Source organism: Roseateles sp. P5_E1, from assembly GCF_054049335.1.
In genome coordinates this window covers 430698-449204 of sequence record NZ_JBFUMN010000001.1, presented here as the reverse complement: position 1 = coordinate 449204, position 18507 = coordinate 430698, and the positions used below count along the sequence as shown (strand labels likewise).

Annotated in this window: 12 protein-coding genes; 8 read left to right on the top strand and 4 right to left on the bottom strand. The window is 69.0% G+C overall.

From position 1 onward, the window contains the following. The first annotated feature begins 5 nt into the window (after positions 1-5). Both ACXJKJ_RS02155 and ACXJKJ_RS02150 read left to right on the top strand, forming a co-directional pair. The gene (locus ACXJKJ_RS02155) at positions 6-551 is read left to right on the top strand and encodes a cytochrome b/b6 domain-containing protein (protein ID WP_457388886.1); all 546 of its coding nucleotides are present in this window, start codon (positions 6-8) and stop codon (positions 549-551) included. Between the two features lie 221 nt (positions 552-772). Then, on the top strand, positions 773-1210 hold the full coding sequence (locus ACXJKJ_RS02150; protein WP_056191416.1) for an SWIB/MDM2 domain-containing protein: 438 nt from the start codon (positions 773-775) through the stop codon (positions 1208-1210). A 154-nt stretch (positions 1211-1364) separates the two neighbouring features. Here ACXJKJ_RS02150 and ACXJKJ_RS02145 read toward each other — a convergent pair whose 3' ends face one another. Beyond that, a complete protein-coding gene (locus tag ACXJKJ_RS02145) occupies positions 1365-1754 on the bottom strand; it encodes a response regulator (protein WP_056191414.1) in 390 nt (129 codons plus the stop codon). 221 nt (positions 1755-1975) lie between these two features. Between ACXJKJ_RS02145 and ACXJKJ_RS02140 the strand changes: the two genes are divergently transcribed. Next, positions 1976-2788, top strand: a complete 813-nt coding sequence (locus ACXJKJ_RS02140) for an MHFG family PEP-CTERM protein (RefSeq protein WP_457388883.1) — start codon at positions 1976-1978, stop codon at positions 2786-2788. Positions 2789-2940: 152 nt separating this feature from the next. Here ACXJKJ_RS02140 and uvrA read toward each other — a convergent pair whose 3' ends face one another. After that, positions 2941-5844 carry an excinuclease ABC subunit UvrA gene (uvrA, locus tag ACXJKJ_RS02135; RefSeq protein ID WP_457388881.1) on the bottom strand — a complete coding sequence of 968 codons (2904 nt, stop codon included), beginning with the start codon at positions 5842-5844 and terminating at the stop codon, positions 2941-2943. 71 nt (positions 5845-5915) lie between these two features. On the opposite strand from uvrA, the gene ACXJKJ_RS02130 reads away from it, so the two are divergent. From ACXJKJ_RS02130 to ACXJKJ_RS02110, 5 genes are all read left to right on the top strand, one after another. Further along, the gene (locus ACXJKJ_RS02130; RefSeq protein ID WP_457388879.1) at positions 5916-7901 is read left to right on the top strand and encodes an alpha/beta hydrolase family protein; all 1986 of its coding nucleotides are present in this window, start codon (positions 5916-5918) and stop codon (positions 7899-7901) included. A 137-nt stretch (positions 7902-8038) separates the two neighbouring features. Next, positions 8039-8263, top strand: a complete 225-nt coding sequence (locus ACXJKJ_RS02125) for a hypothetical protein (RefSeq protein WP_457388877.1) — start codon at positions 8039-8041, stop codon at positions 8261-8263. A 151-nt stretch (positions 8264-8414) separates the two neighbouring features. Then, positions 8415-9665, top strand: a complete 1251-nt coding sequence (locus ACXJKJ_RS02120) for a hypothetical protein (protein WP_056191403.1) — start codon at positions 8415-8417, stop codon at positions 9663-9665. Positions 9666-9761: 96 nt separating this feature from the next. Continuing rightward, positions 9762-12722 (top strand): ATP-binding protein, encoded by a 2961-nt coding sequence (locus ACXJKJ_RS02115; RefSeq protein WP_162247721.1) that lies wholly within the window; start codon positions 9762-9764, stop codon positions 12720-12722. A 281-nt stretch (positions 12723-13003) separates the two neighbouring features. After that, a complete protein-coding gene (locus ACXJKJ_RS02110) occupies positions 13004-14434 on the top strand; it encodes a pectate lyase family protein (RefSeq protein WP_457388875.1) in 1431 nt (476 codons plus the stop codon). 53 nt (positions 14435-14487) lie between these two features. Here the strand turns inward: ACXJKJ_RS02110 and ACXJKJ_RS02105 are convergent, their stop codons facing one another. Then, on the bottom strand, positions 14488-14832 hold the full coding sequence (locus tag ACXJKJ_RS02105; RefSeq protein ID WP_457388873.1) for a hypothetical protein: 345 nt from the start codon (positions 14830-14832) through the stop codon (positions 14488-14490). Further along, positions 14807-18367, bottom strand: coding sequence for a hypothetical protein (locus tag ACXJKJ_RS02100; RefSeq protein ID WP_457388872.1), 3561 nt, complete (start codon positions 18365-18367; stop codon positions 14807-14809). Before ACXJKJ_RS02100 ends, ACXJKJ_RS02105 begins: the two co-directional genes overlap by 26 nt. Positions 18368-18507 lie beyond the last annotated feature (140 nt).

Sequence of the window (18507 nt, the reverse complement as noted above, 5' to 3'; positions counted from 1 at the left end):
TCAGCATGCGCGTGCGCGTCTGGGACGGCCTTGTGCGCCTGCTGCACTGGACGCTGGCGGCCGCCGTCGCGACCGCGTGGATCAGCGGGCACTGGCCGCCCAGCCACTTCGACGCCTGGCACCACACTGCCGGCTATGTCGCGGGCGCGGCCGTGATGCTGCGGCTGGTCTGGGGCTTCGTTGGCCACGGCTACGCGCGCCTCGCCCAGTTCGTGCGCCGGCCGCGCACGGTGCTGGCCTATGCCCGCGCGATGCGCGCCGGGCGCGAGCGGCGCTACGTCGGCCATAACCCGCTGGGTGGATGGATGGTGCTGGCGCTGTGGTCCACGGCCGCCTTGCTGACGCTCAGTGGCTGGCTCTACACGACCGACTGGCTGTGGGGCTACGAGTGGCTGTCGGACCTGCACGCGATGCTCGCCTGGCTCATCGCGACCCTCGTGGTCGGCCATCTCGGCGGCGTCCTTTTGACGAGTTGGCGGCATCGCGAGAACCTCGTCAGCGCCATGTTCAGCGGCATGAAGCGCGCGCCCGGCAGCGACGACATCGCCTGACTGCAAGGCCCGTGAAGGCCCAAGTGATGCGGCCTAGCGACAAGCAGGGCCTCAAAGGCCCGATTTCATGGGCCTTTGCGGGTCATCCCCTCTATGAAAGCCTTCTCTTCCCCTAGGGAGCGCAGTACCATCGCCGCCGCAGGGTGCTAGAGAGTATTGAAGGCTTACGCGGCCTTCACCCGGACCCGGCACATCAACAACCTTTGATGGAGTGAATCGACATGGCAACTGCGAAGAAGGCCGCGCCCGCGAAGAAGGCGGCGGCACCGGCTAAGAAGGCCGCACCGGCGAAGAAGGCAGCAGCGCCCGCAAAGGCGCCTGCAGCAAAGAAGGCAGCTCCGGCCAAAAAAGCCGCAGCACCTGCGAAGAAGGCAGCTCCGGCCAAAAAAGCCGCAGCACCCGCCAAGAAGCGCACGCCCAACGCCGCCTTCATGAAGGCCCTCACCCCCAGCGCCGCTCTTGCGGCCATCGTCGGCGCAGCTCCCCTGCCGCGCACCGATGTGACCAAGAAGGTCTGGGAATACATCAAGAAGAACAAGCTGCAGGATGAGCTGCAGAAGCGTGTCATCAACGCCGACGCCAAGCTGAAGGAAATCTTCGGCAAGGCCAAGGCCGACATGTTCGAGATGACCAAGCTGATCAACAGCCACCTGAAGTGAAGCGGCGCCGCGCAAGCGGCCTCGTCAACACAAGCCCGGTCCTGCCGGGCTTTTTTTATTCCTGATCAGGGCCCGGGATCAACCGTGCGTCACGACATCCAGCGTCAAAGGCATCTCGCGACCCTGCCCAGAAGCCCAGCCTCGTCGGGCCTGCTTAGCCCAGCAGCTTGTGCAAGCCGGCCTGAAGGATCGGCACGTCGATGGGTTTGAGCCAGTAGTCGTCGAAGCCCGCCGCGCGGGCGGCGCGTACGAGGGCACCCGGGTTGTCGGCCGAGAGCGCAACCCAGCGCGCGCTCAAAGCTGCGGCCAGGCTGGCGTCCGCGGCCACGCGTTCGCGCAACTCCAGGCCGGTCATGTCGGGCAGGTTCATGTCGACCAACACCAGCGCCGGCTGGCATTCGGCCAGGGCCGCCAGGGCCTCGGCGCCTGTCTCGACCATGCGCAGCTCCCAGCCCTGCAGCAGCCGGAACACCTCCTCCATCAGGATCAGGTGGATGCGGTCGTCTTCGACGTAAAGCACCAGCGGCGCGGCGCGATCGGGCATGGCGGGTTCGGGGGGACTGCGGGAGGCGGTCGGCACGATAGCAGCAATGGCGGGCCGGACCAGCAAGCGATGACGGGCAATCGTTTTCAGCCTTTTGCGTGATTTATCTCACCCGATGGCCACCCCCTCTTTGCGGGTCTTCAACGCGGACAAACCCTAGCCTTCCCTAATACTAGGGACATGCGCCCTGGTTCGGGCGCTTCCCTTTTGCGGGCCTTCCGATGTCCTTGATCGCCACCCTCGCCCTCGCCGTTTCCGCCGGCTCCACGCTGCCCCAGTGCAGTTGGGACCGCCCCGGCGCCAATCCATTCATGGGCGACGTGGTCGCGGCCGTCGATCGCTACCAGGACATCCCCACCGCGACGCGCGAGAAGCTCAAGGCCCGCATGAAGGCGCGCAGCTATGACGACATTGCCGTCATCGGGCGCGATGCCATCACAGGCAAGGCGAGCTACGCACCCGAGATTCGCGACATGCATTTCGGCCCCGGCGCCGTCTGCCGCACGGTGACGCGCAGCAAGTGGACGGCGACGACGCAGGAGCGCGGCCTCGTCTATTGCGAGGACGGCCAGTGCATCCTGGTGCCCACCGTCTGCCGCAACGTCAGCCGCATCCGCCGCCTGGACAAGCCCAGCGCCGTGGCACCGGCCCACGCCAGCAACGTCGCCTCGTCGACTCGTGAGGGCGAAGAAACTGCGCCACTGGAATTCGAGGCCCCGGGCGCCGGCCCCGCAGCCGCAGCGCCGGACAGCTTTGCCACCGCATCCGGCGTGTCAGCGCTGTCGAGTTCGCCTGCTCAGGGCGGCAGCCTGCTGGCGGGCGGCGGCGCCAGCGGCCCTGCCAGCGCCGGCGGTGGTGGGGCTCCCGGCCTCGTCAACCTCGGCATGCCCGCCCTGCCGCCCGGCACGATTCGCCCAGCCGACGGCCCCATTGATCTGCCCCACACGCCGGCCGTGCCCGAACCCGGCACCTGGGCCATGATTGCCCTGGGCCTGCTCGTCATCATCTTCCGCGCGAGGCAGCGCAGGCGCTGAAGCCCCTCGTCCGGCCTCGCCCTTGCTGAACGCGGGCGAGTCCAGCCGGTCCCCCGAGGGGACGGCGATGCTTGCCGGGTCGACCGGCAAGCACATCGCCATTTCGGGCCGGCTTGGGAGCGGCCCGGCGCTCGGCCCGCAGGTGCGGCTCGTCAGCGCCGGAGCAAGGGCGCCAGATAGCGCCCCGTGTGGCTGGCCTCACAGGCCGCCACGTCCTCCGGCGTGCCCGCCACCAGGAGCGTGCCGCCGCCGGCGCCGCCTTCCGGCCCCATGTCGATGAGCCAGTCGGCCGTCTTGATGACGTCCAGGTTGTGCTCGATGACGACGATGGTGTTGCCCGCGTCGCGCAGCTGGTGCAGCACCTTCATCAGCAGCGCGATGTCGGCGAAGTGCAGGCCGGTGGTCGGCTCGTCCAGGATGTAGAGAGTGCGCCCCGTGTCGCGCTTGGAGAGCTCCAGCGCCAGCTTGACGCGCTGGGCCTCGCCACCGGACAGCGTCGTCGCACTCTGGCCCAGCTTCACATAGCCCAGGCCCACGTCCAGCAGCGTCTGCAGCTTGCGCGCCAGCGCCGGCACGGCGTTGAACAGCTCATAGGCGTCCTCCACCGTCATGTTCAGCACCTGGGTGATGTTCTTGCCCTTGTAGAGCACCTCCAGCGTCTCGCGGTTGTAGCGCCGGCCCTGGCAGACGTCGCAGGGCACGTACACATCCGGCAGGAAGTGCATCTCCACCTTCAGCACGCCGTCACCCTGGCAGGCCTCGCAGCGGCCGCCGGCGACGTTGAAGCTGAAGCGCCCGGGGCCGTAGCCGCGTTCGCGCGCCGTGTTCATCTCGGCGAACAGCTCGCGGATGGGCGTGAACAGGCCGGTGTAGGTGGCGGGGTTGGAGCGCGGCGTGCGGCCGATGGGTGACTGGTCGACGTTGATGACCTTGTCAAAGGCGTCCAGGCCCTCGATCTCGTCATAGGGCGCCGGGTCGGCGTGGCTGCTGTAGAGCTTCTTGGCGACGGCCGTGTAGAGCGTGTCGTTGACCAGCGTGCTCTTGCCGGAGCCCGACACACCGGTCACACAGGTGAACAGGCCCACCGGGATCTCGACCGTCACGCCCTTGAGGTTGTTGCCGCGCGCATTGACGATGCGCAACCGGGACTCCTGCACGGGCTTGTGCCGCTCGGCGGGCACCTCGATGCGGGCCACGCCGCTGAGGTACTGGCCCGTCAAGGAATTCGGGTTGGCCGCCACCTGATCAGGCGTGCCCTGGGCCATGACCTGGCCGCCATGCACGCCGGCGCCGGGGCCGAGGTCCAGCACCCAGTCGGCCGCGCGGATGGCGTCCTCGTCGTGCTCCACCACCAGCACCGAATTGCCCAGGTCGCGCAGCCGCCGCAGCGTCGCGATCAGCCTGTCGTTGTCGCGCTGATGCAGGCCGATGCTGGGCTCGTCCAGCACATACATGACGCCTGTCAGGCCTGAACCGATCTGGCTGGCCAGGCGGATGCGCTGGGCCTCGCCGCCGGACAGCGTCTCGGCGCTGCGGTCCAGGCTCAGGTAGTTCAGGCCGACGTCGTTGAGGAAACGCAGCCGCGACGCGATCTCGCGAATGACCTTGTCGCCGATCTCGGCCTTGTTGCCCTTGAGCTTGAGCGTCTCGAAATAGTCCAGGCACTCGCGCAGCGTCGAATGCTCGACCTCGAAGATTGGCCGGCCGCGCACGCCCGCCGGCGCATCGGCTGGCTGCAGCACGACATGCCGTGCTTCACGGCGCAGCCGCGAACCCTCGCAGGCCGTGCAGGGCTTGGCAGCCATGTAGCGGGCCAGGTCCTCGCGCACGGCGGCTGAATCGGTCTCCTTGTAGCGCCGCTGCAGGTTGGGCAGGATGCCCTCGAAGGGATGCTGGCGCTTGACCGAGCGCTTCTTGCCCGCGGCCGTCTCGGCCTGGTAGACGAAGCTGATGTCCTCGGTACCCGAGCCGCGCAGCAGCACCTCCTGGGCGGTGGCCGGCAGGCTGTCCCACGGGGCCTCGACGTCGAACTTGTAGTGCGCCGCAACCGACTCCAGCAGCGAGAAGGTGTAGGGGTTGCGCCGGTCCCAGCCCTTCACCGCGCCACTGGCCAGCGACAGCGTCGGGAAGGCGACGACCCGGTCGGCGTCGAAGACGGTGACCTGGCCCAGGCCCTCGCAGCTCGGGCAGGCGCCCACCGGCGAGTTGAAGGAGAACAGCCGCGGCTCCAGCTCCGGCAGCGAATAGGAACAAACCGGGCAGGCGAACTTGCTGGAGAACAGTGTCGTCTGCTCGCTGTCCATGTTCATCACCAGGGCCCGCCCGTCGGCCAGGCGCAGCGCCGCCTCGAAGCTCTCGGCCAGGCGCTGGCGCAGCGAATCCGCCGCGTCATGGCGCAGCTTGATGCGGTCGATGACGACGTCGATGTCGTGCTTCTCGGCCTTCTTCAGCGCCGGGATGTCGGGCGCCTCCACCGTGGCGCCGTCGACGCGAAAGCGCACATAACCCTGGGCCTGCAGGTCGGCGAACAGCTCGACGAACTCGCCCTTGCGGTCGCGCACCACCGGCGCCAGCAGCATCAGCTTGGCCTCGTCCGGCATGGCCAGCACGGCGTCCACCATCTGGCTGACCGACTGCGCCTCCAGCGGCAGGTCGTGGTCGGGGCAGAAGGGCGTGCCGGCGCGGGCATAGAGCAGGCGCAGATAGTCGTGGATCTCGGTGACCGTGCCGACGGTCGAGCGCGGGTTGTGCGACGTTGCCTTCTGTTCGATGGAGATCGCGGGGGACAGGCCCTCGATGATGTCTACGTCGGGCTTGTCCATCAGCTGCAGGAACTGCCGCGCGTAGCTGGACAGGCTCTCCACATAACGCCGCTGGCCCTCGGCATACAGCGTGTCGAAGGCGAGCGACGACTTGCCCGACCCGGACAGCCCCGTGATGACCACCAGCGCATGGCGCGGCAGGTCGACGTCGATGTTCTTCAGGTTGTGCGTGCGCGCACCGCGCACGCGGATGAATCGGGATTCAGGAGGCGCGGGCAAATCCGGGAGGGCCATGGCAGTTTTCACAAGCGAACCGGACATGATAGGCCGCCACAATCTGGCGCGTCCAAACCACGCTACCGCACATGAAGTACCGCCTCGCCGCTGCCCTGCTTGCAGCCGCCACCGCGCTGGGTGCCAGCACGGGCGTCAGTGCCGCAGAGCCGCCGTCCGCCGCCGCCTTCTTCAAACGCGCGGCGGTGCGCGCGCCCAAGCTCAGCCCCAGCGGCCGCTATCTCGCCATTCAGGCCGCCGGCAAGGGTGACCGCATCTGGCTGGCCGTGCTGGACCTGCAGACCATGCAGCCGCCCAAATTCATCGCCGGCTTCAATGACGCTGACATCTCGACCCATCACTGGATCAGCGAGGACAGGCTGGTGTTCGACGTGTCCGACTCTCCGGACGGCACCACGCGTGTCAACGGCCAGGGCCTGTGGGCGGTCGACCGGGAAGGCGCCAACCTCCGCCAGCTGATCAAGACCGACAAGCCCTTCGTCACCACGGCGACGCTGATCAACGATCGGCGGCTGGACTTCAACTGGGTGCTGCACAGCGTGCCGCCGGGGCTGGACGGCGGCGAGGTCATCGTCCTGCGCCGGCCTTGGTCGAACGAACGCGAGGCCACGGGCGTGCAACTGGCGCGGCTGGACACCCGCACCGGGCTCACGCGCACGCTCAGCGCGGGCATGCCCGACCACACCAGGAATTGGCTGCTCGACTGGCGCGGCGAACCCCGCGTCATCGACACCCAGCACCAGGGCCGCAGCCAGCTGTTCAGCCGCGACGATGCGGGCCGCTGGCAGCCCTGGTACGACGACGACCCCCACGCACGCAAGCACCCCTGGCCGATCTGGGCCGGGCCGGACGGCCTGATGCTGGGCGAGCGCGGCTACGGTGGCTATGACGCCGTCTTCCGCGTCGACCCCAAGACCGGCAACGCGGACGGGGAACCGCTGATCTCCACGCCCGGCTACGACTTCGAAGGCCGACTCATCACCGAGCCCGGTACGGGCCGGCTGCTGGGCGTGCGCTTTGAAACCGACGCGCCCGGCACCGTGTGGCTGGACAAGACGATGAAGGCCGCCCAAGCCGACATCGACGCTCGCCTGCCTGGCAGCGTCAACCTGATCGAATGCCTGCGCTGCGTGCAAGCCAGCCACTTCATCGTCACCTCGCTGTCCGACGTGCGCCCGCCGCTGTACTACCTGTACGAGACGGCCGAGAAGCAGCTGCAGTCGCTGGCCGGCACCCGCACCGACCTGCCGGCCGCCGCCATGGGACAGCGCGACTACCACCGCATCAAGGCCCGCGACGGCCTGGAGCTGCCGGTGCTGGTCACGCAGCCGGCCGGCGGTGTCAAGGGCGCCACGCCTACCGTCGTGCTGGTGCATGGCGGGCCTTATGTCCGCGGCACCCACTGGTCATGGTCACCCTATGCCCAGTTCCTCGCCAGCCGCGGCTACCTCGTGCTGGAACCGGAATTCCGCGGCAGCACCGGCTACGGCTTCAAGCACTTCAAGGCTGGCTGGAAGCAATGGGGCCTGGCCATGCAGGACGACCTCGCCGACACCCTGGCCTGGGCCGTGAAACAGGGCTGGGCCGACCCCAAGCGCGCCTGCATCATGGGCGCCAGCTATGGCGGCTACGCCGCCATGATGGCCGCCGTCACGCAGCAGGACCTGTTCAAGTGCRCCGTCAACTGGGTGGGCGTGACCGACATCGGCCTGCTGAGCAGCATCAGCTGGAGCGACATGTCCGACGAGTGGAAGGATTACGGCATGAAGCGCCTCGTGGCCGACCCGGACAGCGACGCCGAGCAGATGCGCAAGACCTCGCCGCTGGCGCGCGCCAGCGAGATCCGCATGCCGCTGCTGATGGCCTACGGCGGCGAGGACCGGCGCGTGCCGCTGAAGCACGGCACCGAGATGAAGGCCGCGCTGCGCGCCGACCAGCCGCTGGAATGGGTGGTCTACCCCGACGAAGGCCACGGCTGGTTCAACCTGAAGACCAACGAAGATTTCTGGGGGCGCGTCGAGCGCTTCCTGGCCAAGAACCTGGCGGTGAAGAACTAGCGGTTTGTCGCGGCCGCATGCAGCTCGCGGCCCGCGTCTGGCGATTCATCGCAGCGCCATGGCGGCGCTCGTGTCCAGTGACGAAACTGCTTACATCGACACAGCAAACCCGCTGAACGAAACCCCAAGGAAGCATCATGAAAGCCACCGTCCTGATCCAAGCCGCCGCCGTCGCTGCCTTCGCGTTCACCGCCTTCGCCGCCAGCGCCGCCCCCCAAGAAGTCACCAAGCTGCCCCGCGTCGTCATCACCGGCAAGGCCACGCAGGAAGTCGCCCAACTGCCGCGCGTCGTCATCACCGGCTACGCCGTGCGTGAAGTCGCCCAGCTGCCGCGCGTGACCATCACCGGACACCGCGTCTGAGTCCCACATGAGGATTCAAATGACCCAGGAACACCGAGCCGAGTCGCCGGCGCAGCAGGCCGACGGCCAAGGCTGTGCCGACGACTCGGCTTGGCGTGAAAAAATCACGCGTCTGTGAAAGACAATCCAGGCTTCTGATTGGAGCCTGCTTGTGAAAGAAGAGCTGCGCAAACGCCGGTCCTGGCTGGATGGCTTCATGGCTTATCCAGCACCGGCCGGCCTGAGCGAAACCGCACTGCGCGAGAACATCATCCTGCTCGACCAGGCGCTCTACACGCTGTGGGGCCTGGGCGACAACCTGATCTACGCCTGGACACCCGAGCCGCGCGGCCTGCGCGTGCTGGTCGCGCCGCACCAGATGCTGACCGAGTACACGCTGGGTGACGGCACCTCGCCGCTGACCGAGGTGACGCGGCGCACGCGGCTGCTGGACAACCTGCTGTCCAACCAGGAGCACCTCGAAAAGCAGGCCTTCGACAGCGTGGCCGCCGCGCTGAGTGTGGTGCCCAAGCTCATCGAGCTGCCCTTCAACCCCGAGCGGGGCCTGGGCCTGCCGCTGATCGCGGCCATCGCGGCGCGCTACGGCATCCGCCTCGTCGAGGACCGCGCCGTCATCCTGTTCGACGCGGTCGGCTTCTCGCTGCTGACGCCGCTGCAGCAGGTGGTGCAGCTCAACAGCCTGTCCTGCTCGGTCAACGCGGCCTACGCCAAGTTGCTGGACCGCGAGATCAACATCAACTTCGCCCGCACAACGACCGGCGACGGTTTCTACATCTGGAACCGCATGCGTGGCGTCGAGGCCAATGTCGAGCTGTACCAGCTGATGCAGTTCATCCTCGCCGACAACGCGCTGGCGCTCGAGCGCGCGACGCGCCCCGAGTCGGTGCCCAAGCTGCGCGCGTGCTTTCACGTCGGCTCGCACTACGAGTTCTACCAATCCGAAGGCCTCAACCCCACGTCCTTCAGCTATTTGGTCGGCCAGGTCACGATCGAGCTCGCCCGCATGATCGAGCGCGCCGAACCGGGCCAGATCCTGGTCGGCAAATTCAACACGCTGATGCACGACGAGGTCAACGGCGAGGACGTGCACATCGACAGCCTGGACTTCGTCGAGCGCACGCGGGCGCCGCTGCGCAGCCTCAATGGCCTGAAGCTCGCCGGCTCCGAGGTCGACGAGATCGCCTGCTACCTGACCGGCCGGCGCGACTCGACCGGGCTTTGGGGCATCAGCGAATACCACATGGCCGACAAGCACGGCTTGATCCACCGCGTCTACAACGCCAAGATCAACATCCATCGCCGCAACGGCGAGCCCATCTACCTCGGCCTGCGCGAGGAAGACCTGCCTCCCGACGCGCCGCGCACCGTGGCGGACACGGATTTCGTGCCGCTGCAAGGTTGACGACGGTCAGCAGGCGACAAGAGCTAGAGCAGAGCCCCCAGAACGGCCTGTTCATGCGGTCAGCCCCGAAGCGCAACGGCTAGGATGACCAGCGCCGTGACCGAGTCCTCCGCGCCCTTCGCTGCCCCCCCTGCGCCTGTCGGCCAGCGCCGACTGCTAACCCTGCTGTTCGCCGACCTCAGCGGCTCCACTGCCATGGCCGAGTGGATGGAGGCCGAGCACTATGCGGCCATGCTCGGGGGCTTGCGCGCGCTGTACGAGCGCATCGTGCCCCACCACGGCGGCGTCATCGCCCGCATCCAGGGCGATGGCATGCTGGCCGTCTTCGGCCACCCCGACGTGCGCGAGGACGACGGCCGCCGCGCCACCGAGGCCGCGCTGGAACTGCACGCCGCCGTGCGCGAGCTGCTGCCGCCCGGCCCCCGCCCCGCCGACTTCCCCGGCCTGGCCCTGCACAGCGGCATCCACGCCGGCATCGTCCTCGTCAACGACGGCGACCAGATGCGTGGCCGCTTCGAGCTGCTCGGCAACGCACCCAATATCGCGGCCCGGCTGTCAGAGGCCGCCAAGCGTGACGAGATCATCGCCAGCGAGGAGAGCCTGGGCCTGCAGAGCCAGTTCTTCGACACCGGCCCGCGCTTCTCGCTGCAGCTGAGGGGCCGCGCGACGCCGCTGGCCGCCTACCGTGTGTTCGGCCGCGCGCCGGTGGGCCGGCGCTTCGAGGCCAGCATGCGCCGCGGCCTGGCCCCCTTCGTCGGCCGCGGCGGCGAACTGGCAACCCTGGAGGCCACGCTCGCGCGCGCGCTGCAGGGCGGCACGCTTTGGCTGGGCATCCGCGCCGGCGCGGGCGTGGGCAAGACCCGGCTCACCGAGGAATTCCTGCGCCACGCCCAGGACCAGGCCGTCCAGATCCACCGCGGCTATTGCGAGAGCTACCTCAGCGCCGAGCCGCTGCAGCCCTTTTTGCAGATGCTGCGCGCCATGGACATGCATGACGGCGGCCTGCACGACGCACCGCCCGAACTCTTCGCCGCCCAGCACAGCCAACCCGGCCAGCGCGCCGACGCCCTGCTGACCCTGCTGCTCGCGCTGGCGCGGCGCATGCCCCAGCTCGTCTTCATCGACGACCTGCAATGGGCCGACGACGCATCACTGCGCCTGCTGCATCGGCTGCGCGCCGCTGCCGATCGTGAGCGCCTGCCGCTGCTGCTGCTGACCGCCAGCCGACCGCAGCCCGCCTTGCCTGGGGCCAACGACGGCGATGCCGACCTCATCGAGTTGCCGCCGCTGACCGAGACCGAGGCCGCCCGCGCCGTGCAGCAGCTGCTGCCGCAGATCGACCCCTTCATCGCCGCCGAGGTGCAGCGCCACGCCGGCGGCAATCCCCTCTTCATCGAGGAGCTCTGCCACGCCGCGGCCGACACGGGTGAAGGCCTGGTCGCCGGGCCGAGCAGCTCGGCCTGGCTGGCCGCCCTCGTCGAATCCCGCGTCGGCCGCCTGCCGCCCGAGCAGGCGCAGCTGGTGCGCGTGGCGGCCGTCATCGGCAATGTCATCCCGTCCTGGCTGCTGCAGGCGTTGTCCGGCTGCGGGGAGCAGCACCCCGCCGTGCAGGCTTTGGCGGCCCAGGACTTCATCTTCCCGGACCAACGCCCCGGCCATCTGCGCTTCAAGCACGGCATCACGCGCGACGTCGTCTACGAGGCCACCGGCCTGCACCAACGCCAGGCCCTGCACCGGCGCATCAGCGTCGAACTGGCAGAACACGGTGGCCAGGACCTGCACGAACAGCTGGCCTATCACGACGCCGCCGCCAACGACTGGCCGGCCGCCGCCCACCACGCCGAAGCCGCCGGTGACCAGGCCCTGGCCGCCTCGGCACTGGACCGGGCCAAGAAGCAGTTCCGCGCCGCCCTGGCCGCGCTGGAGTTCCTTCCCGACGATGCGGAGCGCCGGCGCCGCTGGGTTGGCATCGCCCAGCGCCTGGGCATGGCCTGCGTCTTCGACGCCTCCCAGGACGACCTGCGCGTGCTCCGCCATGCCGCCACCCTGGCCAAGGCCGAAGCCGAGCCCGGCCTCATCGCCCGCACCGAATACTGGCTTTCCTATGTCGGCTACGCCCTGGGTGAGACGCGCGACAGCCTGCGCCATGCGCGCGCCGCCGTCGAGACGGCCCAGGACTGCGGCGACCATGCGCTGCTCGCGCAGCTGCCCGGCACCGTCGGCCAGCTGCAGGCCGCCGCGGCCGACTACGCCAACGCCCTGCCCATGCTGGACCTGGCCATCGCCCGCCAGCGGGCGCGCGCCCGCAAGAGCGCGGTCAACCAGATCGGCCTGTCCTTCTCGCTGTGCTGCCGCGCCTATGTGCTGGCCGACCAGGGCCATTTCGACCAGGCCCACGAGATCTTTGCCGAGGCCCTGACGCCCTTCGATGGCAGCGGCCATGCGGTCGAGGCCAGCATCCAGGGCTGGCGCGCCGCCGTGCTGCTGTGGCAGGGCCGCTGGGCCGAGGCGCGCGAGGCCGCCCTCGTTGCCCACCGCGTCGGCGCTCAGGTGCGCAGCATGTTCACCTGCGCCATGGGGCACGCGGCCGGCGCCTATGGCGCCTGGATGCAGGAGGCCGACCCAACCGCGCGCCAGCACATCCTGGACGCCACCGCCTGGCTGGCGCCGCGCGGCGGCGGCCTGTACAGCAGCTTCCAGCACGGCTGGCTGGCCGACATCCTGGCCACCCAGGGCGACGCCGGCGCGGCCCGCCACCACGTCGCGCTGGCCCTCAAGCGCGGCCGCCAGCATGACTGGATTGGCGGCGCCATGGCCTACCGCGCCGCCGCCCGGCTGGCGGCGCGCATGGGGGACAGCGAGCGGGCCAAACGCTATCTCGGCCTGGCCCGCGGCGCTGGCGAGCAGCGCAACTCGGCGCATGAAGCCGCCGTCACGGCGCTGCTGGAAGCCGAGCTGCGGCTGGACGACCGCTGGCAGACCGCACGGGACCGCGCCGGGCGGGAGTTCGAGCGCCTGGGCATGAGCGGCTTCCTGGAGCGGGCCCTCCAGCTCTGAGCGCCGCAAAGTCGCACTCATCGGCTACGTGAAACCACGTATCCATAAAAACAGAACGCTGTTTCATAGTTGCCTCGCGATGCGCGGCGATGCCGCACCGACCTGACGTCGCCGCGCCCCAGCGCGCGGATCGACCGGTAGTGACCTGACGTCGGCACCGGTTTTCTTCTCCCTTGCCCCGACAGCCTTCGTGGCGGCCGCTCCTCGGCCCCGACGACGGCCCGCTGCGCGCATCCGGACGGAAACCGCGCGCCCACACAACGACCGGAGACAAACAACCCATGATCACGAAGAAGCTCACACCCCCGCCCCTGCCCGTCATCCGCACCGCCGGCACGGCCATGTCGCTGCTGCTGGCCGCCACGGCCGCCCACGCGGTGGACTGGCCCTCGGGCTATTCCAAATGCGCCGACGAAGGCGAGACCTGCAAGGTCGGCACCAGCACGCGCGCCGTGTCCTACGGCATCAAGGACAAATGGGTCATCAAGAACCTCAAGGGCGACATCGCCTGCACGACGGCGACCTTCGGCTCCGACCCCAACCCCGGCATCACGAAGAAATGCGCTCTCGGCCCGGTGGCGTCACCGGCCCCGACGCCGGCCCCCACGCCCGCACCGACTCCGGCGCCCACACCGGCTCCCACCCCTGCCCCGACCCCAGCACCTTCCCCCGCTCCGACACCCGCACCCGCCCCGGCCAGCGCCAGCGGCGGCTATGCCGGCACGGTCACCGGCGGCGGCAGCAAGGCGGCCGTGACCGTCAGCACCGCCGCCGCCATGCAGGCGGCCCTCAATGCCTATGACGGCAGCTCCGGCCTGGTGCTGCGCTACACCGGCACGTTCGACTTCGGCACCATCCCCGACGCCTGCACGCAGTGGCAAAAGCCCGCCGGCGCCATCGTCGAGATCAAGAACAAGAACAACGTGACCATCGAAGGCGCCAACGGCTCGGCCGCCAACTTCGGCCTGGCCATCAAGGCCGCGGCGCAGAACATCATCATCCGCAACATGACCATCGGCCTGCTGCCGGGCTCCATCGACGCCATCGGCATCGAAGGCCAGAGCGGCGGCATCCCGGGCTACATCTGGATCGACCACAACACCCTGTTCAGCAGCCTGAAGGAATGCAGCGGCGCCGGCGACCTGGAGTTCGACGGCCTCGTCGACAACAAGGCCGGCGCCCACCACATCACCTACTCGTACAACCACATCCATGACCACCACAAGGTCGGCCTGATCGGCTCCAGCGACAGCGACGCGAGCGACCGCTTCATCACCTTCCATCACAACTACTACAAGGATGTGGGCTCGCGTCTGCCGCTGCAGCGCGCCGGCTATACCCATCTGTACAACAACCTGTACAGCGGCCTGCTGACCTCGGGCGCCAACATCCGCATGGGCGGCTACTCGCTGATCGAGGGCAACTGGTTCGAGAACTCGCAGAACCCGGTGACCTCGCGCGACAGCCCGTCCATCGGCTACTGGCAGCTGCGCGGCAACAACATCACCAGCCCGGCCGACTTCGCAACCTATGGCATCACCTGGGTGGCCAGCGGCTCGTCACCGTCGCGCGATGCGACGGACTGGGCCAGCACCGCGACCTTCCCGCTCGGCATTCCCTACGGCTACACGCTGCAGGCGCCGTCGTGCGTGAAGCAGAAGCTGCCGGCGGCGGCGGGGGCGGGGACGGGGTTGGCGAAGGTCAGCTGCTGATGGCGTGGCCGGTCGGCGCCCCACAAAGCGAGCCGACCGGCCACCCGCTACCGTCATCCCCAGGTCATGCTCCACTCGACTCGGACATGGGGCCTGAGCTGCAGCTCGCAGAACTTGACGCGCTCATCGTTGAACGCCACGCGCAGAACTTCCCTGCCTCCAGCCGATTCGATGTGCCAGGTATGGGCCATCACCGAACTGAACCGCAGCCGCAGCAAATCGCCCTGCCACCATTCGACAGCGAACTCCATGTCATCCGGTGCAACGGTAGCGACGACCCGGTCGTCCCCGCGCAGCGTCGCGAATCTGGCACCGTAGTACCAACCTTCGGCGTGAGTCCACTCGGGCTCCGTCTCGAAGAACACCACATAGTCAAGAAGCTCGAGCCGATCGGTCATCCATTCTCTCCACCCCCATCGCCACCACCGTCGGCGCTCCCGTAAACCGCAGCACCCCCGCATCCAGCACCGCCGCGATCACCCCCAGCATGACGCCCATGCCCATGCCATAACCCGAGCAGGCATGCGGCGAGCGGCCCTGGGGGTCGGCGCAGTCGCCACCGAAGGCGACGTGGTGGCGCAGCGGGTCCTGCTGTGTGGCCGAGCCCAGCCCCACGACGACGACGCGGCCGGCCTCGACATCGACCTGTCCCAGGCGGTGCGCTTCGCGCGCCTTGCGCCAGACCTGGAAGGGCGTGGGGCGCCGGGTCAGCGTCGCGACCATCGTCGGGCGCAGCCGGGCCACGGCCTCGGCGTAGGGGCGCATCTGGGTCTGCGGATCGGGCACGACCTCGTGCCACAGCGGCTGCAGCTCCCACAGCTTGCGCGTCTGCACCCAGGCGGCCAGCACGGTGATCAGGTTGGCATGCGTGGTGGGCGGAAAGCCCAGCATGATGCCGGCCAGCGTGCATGCAGCCAGGTCGGGCGTGGCGTCGGGCAGGGCTCTGGCGGCGGCGACGATCTTCTGCGCCAAAGGCGGTAGAACGGTGCCCGGCTCGGCCAGCCAGGCCTCAATGGCAGCCGTGAAGCGGCGGCCGGCGGCGCGGCCCTCGGCCTGCACCGCCTCGGTCGGGTAGGGGCCGAAGACATGGCGCGAGACCCTGAAAAGGTCGCGCGGGCAACGCGCGGCCGCTCCTTGAGCCGGCGCCTCGGCATGAAACTCGGTGCCCCAGATGTGGCGCCCGTCGGGCTGGCCGAACCAGAGCTGGCAGAGCTTGGCCAGCACGCCCTCGCTCAAGCGCTCGAAGTCCAGCGGCGTGTCGGTGGGCAGGTCCTTGGGTTTCTGCGAAGCCGGAAAAGCGTTCAGCAGCCCATGGGCCTCTTCCTTCAGCTTCGCCAGGCCGGCCTTGGCGACCTGGTAGGCGGTGGCATAGCAATCAGCCTCGCTGAAGGCCTCGATGGCCGCATTGATGATGGGCGCCAGTGCTCGATGACCGCTGCTTTCGTCCTGACCCAGAAAGCCCAGGCCGATGGAGTCGTGCATGCGCTCGCCGTAGCCGCTGACGGAGTAGCGGTCGGGGGCGTTCCTCAGCACCTCGCAGACGCGCTCGGGCGCGCCCACCAGCACGCCATAGGCCGTGTCGACGACGCCACCAGGCTGGGCGCGCACCCAGGCCCAGGCGGCATCGCGGGTGTTGGTGTCTTCCAGCCAGAGTTGCATGGCCGCCTTGTCCTGCAGGTCGGGCACGCGCTCGGGCACCGGCGTGGGAGGCGGCAGCGGCAGAGGCAGCTCGGTCAGGCAAGGCAGGGATTTCAGCGCGGCGATGGAGGGCACGAAAAAGTACGCGCCCCATTGCAGCGTGACGAAGGGCTCGGGGCCGAGGTCGATCTCGTAGGGCTTGCCGGCGTGCTCGAAGGGGAAGAGGCGCGGGCCGCCGCTGCCGTCGACGACGCCCAGCAGCGGGTCGCTCTGCGCCGCATAGCCGCCGCTCGCGTTGCCGCCGGCCACCCAGCGCTGCACCACTTCAAACTGCTCGGCCAGATGGGCGTTGTAGGCCATGAAGACCAGGCCGCGGTCCTCGTCGTCCGGGGCATCGGCATGCACCGGCGCGCCATAGCTCATGCCGCGGCGCAGGATGCGCGGCATGCGGTTCCTGGAGAAGGCCGTGCCGGCCAGGTCGCGCGGGTTGGTGCGGCGGATGTGGGCGTGGAAGGGGCAGGCCGAGCCTTGCGCGTCCTTGGCGAAGTTGAAGTCATTGCTGCTGCCCGAGGCCTCGGGCGCCGCGAGCGACCGGCCGTCCTGCCAGCGGCCCATCAGCTTGGCAAGCACCAGCTCGTGGTCCAGGCCGATCTTCCTGGCCTCCTGGTAGGTGCGCTTGGCAAAGCGACCGGTGTACTGGCGCAGCTTGCGCACCACCAGGAAGCTGCCGCGATCCAGCAGCGCATCGGGCTGCTCGGGCACGGTGTAGCCCTTGTCGCGCTCGGTGGGGAAGCCTTGCAACACCTCGCCGTACTTGACCTTGTCGTCCCAGGCCAGGCCCGTGGGCGGTGCGTCGTCCGGCGTCGGCACGGGCTGGCTGATGCCGTCCTTGAAGCCGAAGTGCTCCTTGTCGGCCGCATTGCTGCGCATGGGCTCGATGGCCATCAGCGCCAGGCCGGTGTTGACGGTCAAGGCCTCGGCCAACTCCTTCAGGCGCTTGTCGTCGGCCGCGGTGAAGTTCTCGCCCGGCTCGGCGGCCGCAAAGCGCAGCTGCACGAGGACATGGGCGTTGGCGGGGTCAATGCGGTCGATCTTGTTGACATGAGGCGCCAGCACCCAGTGCGAAGGGTGGTTGTGGCGCACGTCGCCCAGCAGGCCGGCGCGCGCGGCCATGCCTTCCTTGAAGGCCTGCGGGAAGCGTTCCAGGCGCGAAGCCGGGACGCCCAGCGCCCTCAGGCCTGACAGGGTCAGCGCCACCTGGCGCCAGACGGCGAGCTGGGCGCCGTCTTCGTTGTCGCGCTGCACCGGCGCCGTGCTGAGCCAGGCGACAGCCTGGGCCGGCTGGGCCACGCGCAGCAGCACCAGGCCGCCGCGGTTGCCGGGCGGTTTGCTCAGCAGGCAGCACTGCAGGTCGCCCGGCAGCAGCGACAGCTCGCGCGCCTTGATCTCGGGCTCGGGCAGCGGCTGCTCGAACCAGGCCAGCATCTCGTGATGGCGCTGGCGCAGCTGGCCGCCGGCGGTCTTGCCGCCATCCTTGGGAAACTGTTCAACCGTGCCCAGCTCGCGCAGCTCGAACAGCACGTCGTGGGTGGCGCGCAGCAGGCAGTCGCGGTCGGGTGCCCCGGTGCCGAAGTAGCGCTGCAGCGTGTACAGGCCCGCCAGCGGCAGCAGGCCGCGCGCCGCCATCGCGAAGCGCTCCTTGTCGCCAGCGGGCAGCGGCGGCGTCTCGCCGGAGGCCGGCGCGCGCAGGCGGTTGAATTCCAGCTCGTTGGCACGGCCGCGCTGGGCAGCCTCCAACCGGGCGAGGTATTCGCCATCGCCGACGCTGCGGCCGGAGGCGATGAACAGGAAGTCGGCCGAGATCTCGTGATCGCGCACCCAGCGCCCATAGGTCTCGAAGCTGCAGTCGCGCGACAGCGTGTAGGCCTCGGTGTGGCAGAGCATCAGATCCAGCGTGGAGCCGAGCTGGTCCCAGATCACCCGCATATAGGGCTCCCAGCCGCCGTCGAAGCAGACGTTGAGCAGCAGCCGGTCGGGCGCTCCGTCCTTGCCGTCGACGATGCTCCAGCGGAAGGAATGGACGATGCGCCAACGGGCGACGATGTCGGTATAGGGCGAGGCCGGCGCGCTGGACTCGCGCGAGCCCAGGCGCAGGCCGTTGAGCGTCTTCAGCACCCTGCGCAGGCGGTCCACATAGGTGACGACCTCGAGCGCGTCGACAAAGCCGCGCTTGATGTCAGCCAGCAGGTTGAGGTCGGTGATGCCGCCGAGCTGAACGTCGTTGCCCCGTGCCATGACTCTTCTCCCTAGCTTTTAGGGGAGAAGTATCCCGGCACCGCATGACGCCGGGGACAGGGTCGGCCCTCAGGTTTAAGGAGGGATTCCGTTGATCCCTGCCGGACGCATTTCATCCGCGAAAAGCCGCAACCTATCGC